This window comes from Bacteroides sp. AR29 (assembly GCF_900217715.1).
Taxonomy (GTDB): Bacteria; Bacteroidota; Bacteroidia; order Bacteroidales; family Bacteroidaceae; genus Bacteroides; species Bacteroides uniformis.
Map to the genome: position 1 here is coordinate 1 of NZ_OBMS01000042.1, position 9,047 is coordinate 9,047.

The 9,047-nt window shown below is 38.6% G+C and carries 7 protein-coding genes and 1 pseudogene; 4 read left to right on the forward strand and 4 right to left on the reverse strand.

The window, feature by feature from the left end; all coding sequences use genetic code 11:
- From CSD97_RS18250 to CSD97_RS18265, 4 genes are all read right to left on the reverse strand, one after another.
- The coding region (locus CSD97_RS18250) for a porin family protein (RefSeq protein WP_098032876.1) at window positions 1–674 on the reverse strand (674 nt) is incomplete at its 3' end.
- A 40-nt stretch (window positions 675–714) separates the two neighbouring features.
- On the reverse strand, window positions 715–1,638 hold the full coding sequence (locus CSD97_RS18255; RefSeq protein WP_098032877.1) for a DUF3869 domain-containing protein: 924 nt from the start codon (window positions 1,636–1,638) through the stop codon (window positions 715–717).
- Window positions 1,639–1,651: 13 nt separating this feature from the next.
- A complete protein-coding gene (locus tag CSD97_RS18260) occupies window positions 1,652–2,899 on the reverse strand; it encodes a hypothetical protein (protein ID WP_098032878.1) in 1,248 nt (415 codons plus the stop codon).
- 779 nt (window positions 2,900–3,678) lie between these two features.
- Window positions 3,679–4,818, reverse strand: coding sequence for a site-specific integrase (locus tag CSD97_RS18265; RefSeq protein WP_098032879.1), 1,140 nt, complete (start codon window positions 4,816–4,818; stop codon window positions 3,679–3,681).
- Window positions 4,819–5,126: 308 nt separating this feature from the next.
- Between CSD97_RS18265 and CSD97_RS18270 the strand changes: the two are divergent.
- The 4 genes and pseudogenes from CSD97_RS18270 to CSD97_RS18285 all read left to right on the forward strand — a co-directional run.
- Window positions 5,127–6,104: pseudogene (locus CSD97_RS18270) on the forward strand (hypothetical protein); the annotation flags it as partial.
- Window positions 6,105–6,117: 13 nt separating this feature from the next.
- The gene (locus CSD97_RS18275; protein ID WP_098032880.1) at window positions 6,118–6,996 is read left to right on the forward strand and encodes a DUF3869 domain-containing protein; all 879 of its coding nucleotides are present in this window, start codon (window positions 6,118–6,120) and stop codon (window positions 6,994–6,996) included.
- A gap of 40 nt (window positions 6,997–7,036) precedes the next feature.
- Window positions 7,037–8,176 carry an OmpA family protein gene (locus tag CSD97_RS18280; RefSeq protein WP_098032881.1) on the forward strand — a complete coding sequence of 380 codons (1,140 nt, stop codon included), beginning with the start codon at window positions 7,037–7,039 and terminating at the stop codon, window positions 8,174–8,176.
- A 127-nt stretch (window positions 8,177–8,303) separates the two neighbouring features.
- Window positions 8,304–9,047 (forward strand): YjbH domain-containing protein (locus CSD97_RS18285; RefSeq protein ID WP_098032882.1); only part of this gene is annotated, 744 nt, incomplete at its 3' end.

Sequence of the window (9,047 nt, forward strand, 5' to 3'; positions counted from 1 at the left end):
ATCTTAGAAACCGGAACGAACTTCTTACCGCCGAAGATGTAGCTAACGCCTGCGGTCAGCATACCTGTACCTTCAGCCTTGCGATGGCTGCTGATATTGCCGAATACAGACGGAGCGATGGCACCGCGAGCTTCTACGTCAATGGCCCACTTAGTGTTGATATTGAACTTCAAGCCCAAACCAGCAGAAGCGCCTACACGTGCTCTAGCCTTTTCATCTCCATCAGGAATCATTGTTCCATCGTTTTGAATCAGCACATTAGCTGACTTTGCAACAGTCACTTGAGGACCCAAGAATCCATAAACTTCGAAGAAACGGTTAGGATTAACGCCTGCGAACAATGTAGAAAGATTGATCATTGCATCAATGTTACCACCAAAGTACGTCTTATTATGTTCCCAATATGAGTTATCCAGACACAAGTGCTGAGTAACACCATTGAACTGAGCACGTACACCCCATGTCGGAGTAATCAACTTACCAATTGATACGCTGAAATGCGGAGCCAATTTATTGAAACCATCATTGTTGATAGCGTGGACACCACCACCTACACTCACGAAGATATTATCGCTCCATTTCGGAGTGTAGTAGTTCGTTTTTTCTTGTGCATTCAGATTTGCTGCACAAGCGCCTGCTAATAATAAGGAGGCTATTACTAATTTACTTTTCATTATTCCTTTAGTTTTAAATTAAATACTAACTAAAACGATTTTAGTAAGCTGCACCGTCACCGATACCACCACCGGCATTGTTATCACCACCATGTCCATGACCATGACCATGATTTATTGGAGTAAAGGAAGGAGTTACAACTGTCCTAACGACCTTCTTAATCTTCACATTAGGAATAGTATACAATTTACCATCTACAATAGTAGAAATTGTATTATCAGAAGTTTCGTATTCAGTAACAGTATTCAACGTTACAAGCGTCTGAGCAGGAACCAAAACTGTCTTAGTAGCATCTACCTCTGTAATACCCGGGCTATAAGATTTAACCAAAGCTTTCAACACTTTCTTTACATCAGCATCAGACAATGCTTTTGTAGCAGGCAGAGCATCAATATATGCATTTACAGCAGGAAGATTAGTAATTTCCTGACCAACTTTTGCTTTATATGTAAAATCCATATTTTTAGCCTTATCACCAGTATTTTTACCACCTTCTTGTGTTTTAGGCTCTTCAGTAGGTTCAACTGACTCTTCGTCTTGCTTAACCTCAACATCCTTAGCTGCATTCAATTCTTGTTGCATAAAAATGCTTACCGGAATCAAAGCGAACTGTCCTTTGTTCAAAGCAGGAACAACAGCTTGGCCTTCACCGCCCAAATAGTCTACTTTTGTTGCAGCAAAAGTTCTTGTTACAGCAGCAATCTTACCGTCTGCACCAGCAGGAATTACAAAAGGATTGCTTGCGATAGCAGCACCATTTTCTGTAATGCTTGCACCCTCTACGATAGAGCCATCAGCCAAATCATATACAGTAATTGCCACCGTAGCACTTGCAGGTTCTAATTCTACTGGCGCAACATTAAATTCCTCTTTTTCGCAGCTTGTAAACATTACGCTTGTCAAAGCCACTGTAGCCAATGCTAATTTAGCATTTACGCCACTTAAAAAACTTTTCTTTTTCATCTCAATTAATTAATTAAAAATTTAACAATTCTGACTTAATAAAATATGGGTTAAAACTATTTTCTTCCATTATATTATCACTTGCCTCTGCCTTGTATTCCTTATAATAATACCTTTCATTACCTGCATTATAAGAAATACCCATATTGGTAGAAGTATTCACACGCGGTACATATCCTTTCCTTTTATACTTATAAGGAGGCAATGCCACTTGAAACCGGAATCCTCCATTCGCTTTAGCATGCTCTGCCTTCATGGCATAAAAACCGATTGAGCAATAACGGAAATGACGAATCATATCGAATTTAATCCCCTTTTCCTTCAACAAATACTGTTCAGCTTTCAGTGTGAACTGTGTATTAAATCGCGGCCAATAGAAATTTCCACCCAAAGACCACGTCACACGCCATAATGAAGGATCATATTGGAACTTAAATCCGTCCCAACGTCCAGCTCCCGTATATCCTATTCTTGCCAACAAAGAAAAGCGCTCATCCTTAAAGGGTCGAAAGAAATCTACATCAGCACCATATCGGTTGCCACTAAAATAACCTACTGAAAATTTACCAAAAACGTTATAAGGCAATCGAAAACGTTGTGAAAGAGTCAAGAAACCCGGATGAACCTTTCCTTCCCGAGCCCCATATCCATCATTATAAACCGGTATCTTCACTTGTGCTGTGGCTTTCATACCCTTCCATAACGAAATTTCTATTGCAGGGCTCAAATCAAATAGAACTTGATAAATCTGCGTAATAATCACGTTCTTGAAAGAGAATTCCGGATACACCAATACATCAATCTTGAACAAAGAACTATTTTTCAACTTTATTTTCCGTGCATTTTCCCAAGCATCGCCCAATTCATAGCTCACATTCCAGTCATTACGCTCCGCTTGAGGCACCGAATCCCCCTTTAGGGGACAATAATAAAGAGAAATTTGGGGTACATTATTGTCCAGAACAATTATCCGACATGACTTTTCTTCCGGTAAACCCATCTTTTGAATAATATCTACCGCCTTACCTATGCCTACACCCTGCAAACGATATGCAGAGTTTTGCAGAACATAAACACGTTCATTGCCATCTTCTGTCCATCCAACATTTTCAAATCCCATTTTCACTAAAGCATCTACAGTACTTTCCCCCGTTTGGCAAATTCCTTTTAAAGGGAGCAAACAGTATAAAAAGAACGCTGCACACTGTGCTATTGTTTTAGTATTTAGGCACTTTCTTATGTTAGAGTTTTTATACCTCATTTTTTCAACCATTTTTCGTGTCCGTATAACACAAAATATGGTGCAAAAATAGACACATTTTTAATAATACCAAAGAATTTTATATGAAAAGATGAAATAATCTCGTTTTTTCTTCAAAAGCTTCTAACAAAGCCCCTGAATGTTTATATGAAGTCTATTACCATTTTAAAACTTTTGAATTAACGATGTACAATTGTCATATAGAATGTTATATTTTGTGTCAAATAGTCACTTTTTAGCAATTTCTACTAATCTACTTTTCTTGCGAAAAAGAAAAAATAGAAAAAGTATCCGCAAAAAAATAAGGATGAAAATACAAATACCCTACATTTATACAGATATTTATGTAATACTTTCTCTAAAGGACTTGTTTTTTGTATGTAGCAAGTTAATATCCGGCAAACAAAAATACAATATCTAGCAAACAAGATATTAACTTATTCTCGGTAGAAAAACAGTTTTTTTCATAAAATGATAAACCACTTCTTTGAAATAGCCCTCCATTCATCTTAAAATCCATTTTAGGGAGCCAAAGCAGCTGATGTTCAGTATTCTTCATTTTAACGCCAATAACTCAAAATAGGAATGCAATTATTTGCATGAATAAAAAATATCTATCATTTTTTAATCAAAGATCAACAAATCAATGACACTTACAGTTTACATAATGAGTTTTAGCAGCATTTATTAGGCTCCTAATATCTTTTAAGTGAATTAGGAACACGAAGTGATGACTAAAAATACAAAATGGCAAATTGTATTTCGAATTCAACTAGCTCTTATGTTATATTAGGAATCAAAGCGACGGCCTTCTTTTTACTTTCATCCACAAGCTTTGCGTAAATTTGTGTTGTCTGTATATTGGTATGTCCCAATAACTTGGAGACTGTATATAAATCTACTCCCAACGTCAGCATCATTGTTGCATGTGTATGGCGTGCTGTGTGAAAGGTTATATGTTTCGATATCCCAGCCTGCTCGACCCATCTATGCAAAATTTCATTACTCCGTCCTAATGAGACCAATCCGGCAAATACCTTTTCCGTCTCTTGGGCATTTCCTCTGTTTGGCAAATGTTTTATAGCTTCTGAACTGAGTGGAAGCGATATGGCTTCTTTCGTTTTCTTCTGAATGATATTCAATAGTGCATTTCCATTTTCATCATAACGTATATCTTCCCATCTCAATGCAATAATATCACAATGTCTCAATCCACAAAAACAGCTGAATAGAAATGCTTTTTTTAATAAGGTATTATAAAAAGGAGTATGAACTAATCTGGTTAATTCCTTTATTGTGAGATAATCCCTTTCTGTTCTACAACGTTTTGGCTTATCCTCATTCTTTATTTTATCCATTGGGTTAACAGTTATGTAATCTTCATAGACAGCACAGTTCAAACAATAACGTAGCATCTTCAAATAATAAAGTTGGGTGTTAACATGTAACATTTTTTCTTTTTGACTATGTATTTGTTTTGCTCTCTTCAAGTAATCTATAAACCCCAATAAATAGGCTTTGTCTACCTTCCTTAACAATATTCCATTCGGTGTATATCTTTTCAAATGACATACGACAGCATGTATTGTACTTTTTCGCACCTTATTGTTTACACTTTGTTCTGCTACTAATTTCATATAGTCAGTCAGCTTCACATCGGACAATCTGTTACGATTAAATCCATAAGCTTGATTTTGTATTTCCACAATCCTCTGAGACTTAATCGCATTTGCTAAATTTAGCGTTTCCACATTTCGTTTTTTGTCAGCTTGATTATGTTCAGGGATAATATACAACTTTAAGAATTCGTATTGTCGTCTTCCATTCATATATATGTCTAGATATATGGATTGACATCCATTTACTAACTTTTTTGTTCTCACCTTTATTGGCTCTTTTATTTTCAATAGCTTTTTCATATTCTTTTAATAAAAATACACAGTTTATTATTAGTAGTAACAAAATAGTAACAAGTTCTCAATTCCCAAAATTATTTCCATTCTTACTTTTTGTATTCAATTTATTAATTATTAAACATTTACACCACACAATACAGTACTGCTAAAAGGGCAAATATAATAATAAGCCAGTAACAATTAACTATTAAATAGCAAACAAGAGGAAGATACTTTATTGTTTGAAAAAAAACAAATAAACATAAAAGGCTATTGATATTCAGCAAACTGTATATCATATCAAACATAATGTAAAGTATATAATGTCATTTCCGGAAGAAAAGTCATGTCGGATAATAGTTCTGGACAATAATGTACCCCAAATTTCTCTTTATTATTGTCCCCTAAAGGGGGATTCGGTGCCTCAAGCGGAGCGTAATGACTGGAATGTGAGCTATGAATTGGGCGATGCTTGGGAAAATGCACGGAAAATAAAGTTGAAAAATAGTTCTTTGTTTAAGATTGATGTATTGGTGTATCCCCAATTAGCTTTCAAGAATCTGGTGATTACACAGATTTACCAGGTCTTGTTTGATTTGAGTCCTGCGATAGAAGTTTCGTTATGGAAAGGTATGAAATTAACGGCACAGTTGAAAATACCGGTTTATAATGATGGGTATGGAAGGTTTGAAGATAAAGTTCATCCAGGACATATTACAATTTCACAGCGTTTTAGATTACCGTATAATGTGTTTGGTAAAGTGACTGTGGGATGTTTTAGTGCTAACCAATATGGAGTGGACGCCGAATTTTATCGCCCTTTTAAGGATGAACGCTTTTCCTTAATGGCTCGGATTGGGTATACAGGAATGGGATATTGGAGCGGATTTCGCTATGTATATGATCCTTCGACAGCACTTGTTACTTGGTCTTTGGGCGGTAGCTTTTATTGGCCGCAATTTAATACTCAGTTTAATCTGAAAGCAGAACAGTATTTGTTGAAGGAGAAAGGTGCTAAATTTGAAATGATTCGCCATTTTCGCTATTGTTCGATTGGTTTCTATGCAATGAAAGCAGAACATGCAAAGATGAATGGAGGCTTCCGATTTCAAGTGGCATTACCTCCTTATAAATATAAAAGGAAAGGATATATACCTCGTGTGAATACCTCTGCTAATATGGGCATTGTTTATAATGCAGGTAATGAAAGGTACTATTATAGACAGTATAAAGCGGAAGTTAGTGACAATATAATGGAAGAAAATAGTTTTAACCCATATTTTATTAAGTCAGAATTGTTAAATTTTTAATTAATTAATTGAGATGAAAAAGATTAAATTCTTAAACGGCATAAGTGCAGTATTTGCGTTAGCCGTAGTAGCTTTAGCTACAACTTTAACTTCTTGTGAGAAGGAAGAGTTCAACGTTAATGTAACTCCTACTAATGCACAAGCTGTTATTAGTCCGATTGTGCTTGCTATAGAGGATGGTGTTACTACTGATGTAACTGGCCAAGCCACTATCGCACCTGCAGAGTTGACATTTACTGGTAATCCTACTCTGGCTGCTAAGAGTGTTGATGTTACAGCTTCTTATAATGGTTTGAGTACAACTATTACAGTTAAGGTTCCTGCTTTGCAAGCTGGGCAATTTGCTACTCTGACTCCGACTATCATTCTTCAGGAAGAAGATGCTGAGACTAAGATTGTTGCAGTACCCGCTACATCTACAAATGAAAAAACAAAAGAAAAAGTGTGGGATAATTATGAACTTTATTGGTATTCTATCCCTTCATTTACTTATGTAGAAAAGAGCGGTGCCAAAGTTGTAGAAGGTTCAAAAAAGATCAACACAGACGATCTTATTGAACGTGCTGCTATTGAATCTTTCTTCAATACGCTTGAAAATACCTATACGGAACATGTTGAATCAACAAAAGATGGTGAGTATTCTGTTTATGCTAACTCAAGAACAACGGCTTCTATAACTTATACAATTGTAACGACTGAGTATAATGTTGTGAAACAAGCTGTGACTAAGGCTGATGCTGACGCTTTAGGCTCTATCAAGGTTGATGACTATACAACTTCTGAATTATATGTTCATGAAAATCAAGATATTCCCGGTCACGGTCATAGCCACGGTCATGGTCATGGTCATGGTGAAGGCAATGCCGGTGGTGGTGTTGGTGAACTTGATTAATAGAAGTTTTAGTTGTAATTTATCTTAAACTAAAGAGAAAATGAAAAGTAAATTAATGATAGCCTCCTTACTATTGGCAGGCGCTTGTGCAGCAAATCTGAATGCACAGGAAAAAACGAACTACTACACTCCGAAATGGAGCGATAATATTTTTGTCAGTGTAGGTGGTGGTATCCACGCCATCAACAATGACGGTTTCAATAAGATTGCTCCGCATTTCAGCGTATCAGTTGGTAAGCTGATTACTCCGACTTGGGGGGTACGTGCTCAGGTAAACGGTATTACTCAGCATCTGTGTTTGGATGATGCATATTGGGAACACAACAAGACTTATGTAGGTGGTAACATTGATGCAATGATCAATCTTTCTACATTGTTTGCCGGTGCTAATCCTAACCGTTTCTTTGAAGTTTACGGTTTCTTGGGACCTCAAATTTCTGTAGCAAAATCTCAAAATGTGGATGTTACAATTAATGCTGACGGTACTTCGCAGTCTATGGCTCCTGCCGGTGAAGCTGAAATGCGTGCACGTATCGGCGCTTCTGCCGGTTTGGGCTTGAAGTTCAATATCAACACCAAGTGGGCCATTGACGTAGAAGCTCGCGGTGCCATCGCTCCGTCCATTTTCGGTAACATCAGCAGCCATCGCAAGGCTGAAGGTACAGGTATGCTGACCGCAGGCGTTAGCTACATCTTCGGCGGTAAGAAGTTCGTTCCGGTTTCTAAGATTGACGAAGACGCAGTCAATGCAGAAATCAACAGATATAGAAGTGAACTGGCTCAGGCTCAAGCTGACCTGGCTAACTGCAAGAATGCACTGGCCAACGCTAAACCTGAAGTTAAGGAAGTGACCAAGGAAGTTGAAGTTGCCGGTCCGCGTGCCATCTTCTTCAAGATTGGCAGCGCCCGTCTGGACGACTATGGCAAGGTTAACATCGAACTGGCAGCCAAGATTCTGAAGGCTAATCCGGACAAGAAGTACAAGGTTGCAGGCTATGCCGACAAGGCTACCGGTAGCGCTTCTTGGAACCAGAAGCTGTCTGAAAAGCGTGCTCAGGTTGTTTACGATGCCTTGATTGCTCAGGGTGTTGACAAAGACCAGCTCGAACTCGTTGGATTCGGTGGTACTGCCAATATGTTCGGCAAGAACTTCTTGAACCGCGTAGTTATCCTGGAATAATATACTCCAAGTGACAAATAGACTCTAAAAATGAAGGCGTCTGGGACTCAGACGCCTTTTTTTGGTACTATGTCCGATGCATGTCATAAAGCAATCCATTTTTTATCAGCGACTGAATTTATATGTGATGATGAAGTTTAAGCTATTCTTTATCGTTCTGTTTTGCAGCCTTTCCCTTTCGGCCTTTTCCCAGTTGACGTATGGTACGACCGGGCTGTTGCATGCGCCCTCTGCGGAGATGCAGCGTGACAAGACTTTCATGGTTGGCGGTAACTTCTTGAACAAGGAGCTCACACCGCCCACCTGGTACTATCATACCTACAACTACTTCCTAAATGTCACCATCTTCCCCTTTCTGGAAGTGGCCTACACGTGTACGCTCTTCAAGGCGGAGGCGTTAGGATTGAAGCCATACGGATACAGCGGATTCACGAACCAGGACCGCTACTTTTCCGCCCGTCTGCGTGTGTTGAAGGAGGGGCAGTTCTGGAAATACATGCCGGCTGTCGTGCTGGGGACGTCCGACCCGTTCACTTCCTCCGGCGGCGGCCAGGTCGGCACCACGGAAGGTAACGGCTATTACAGTCGTTTCTATATTGCCGCCTCCAAGCATATACCCGTTGCGGGTAAGGAGGAGATCGGTGTCCATCTTTCCTACCTTTACAACAACCGCAAGGAGTACAAACTGAATGGCTTTGCATTGGGTGTCACCTACAATCCGTCCTTTCATCCGCAGTTAAGGATGATAGCGGAATATGACTCCAAGGACTTTGCCTTGGGAGCCACTTATCTGTTGTTCAAGCATCTGCATGTGCAGGTGGAAATGCAGAGGATGAAATATTTCAGTGGAGGGTTGACATACAAAATTCAT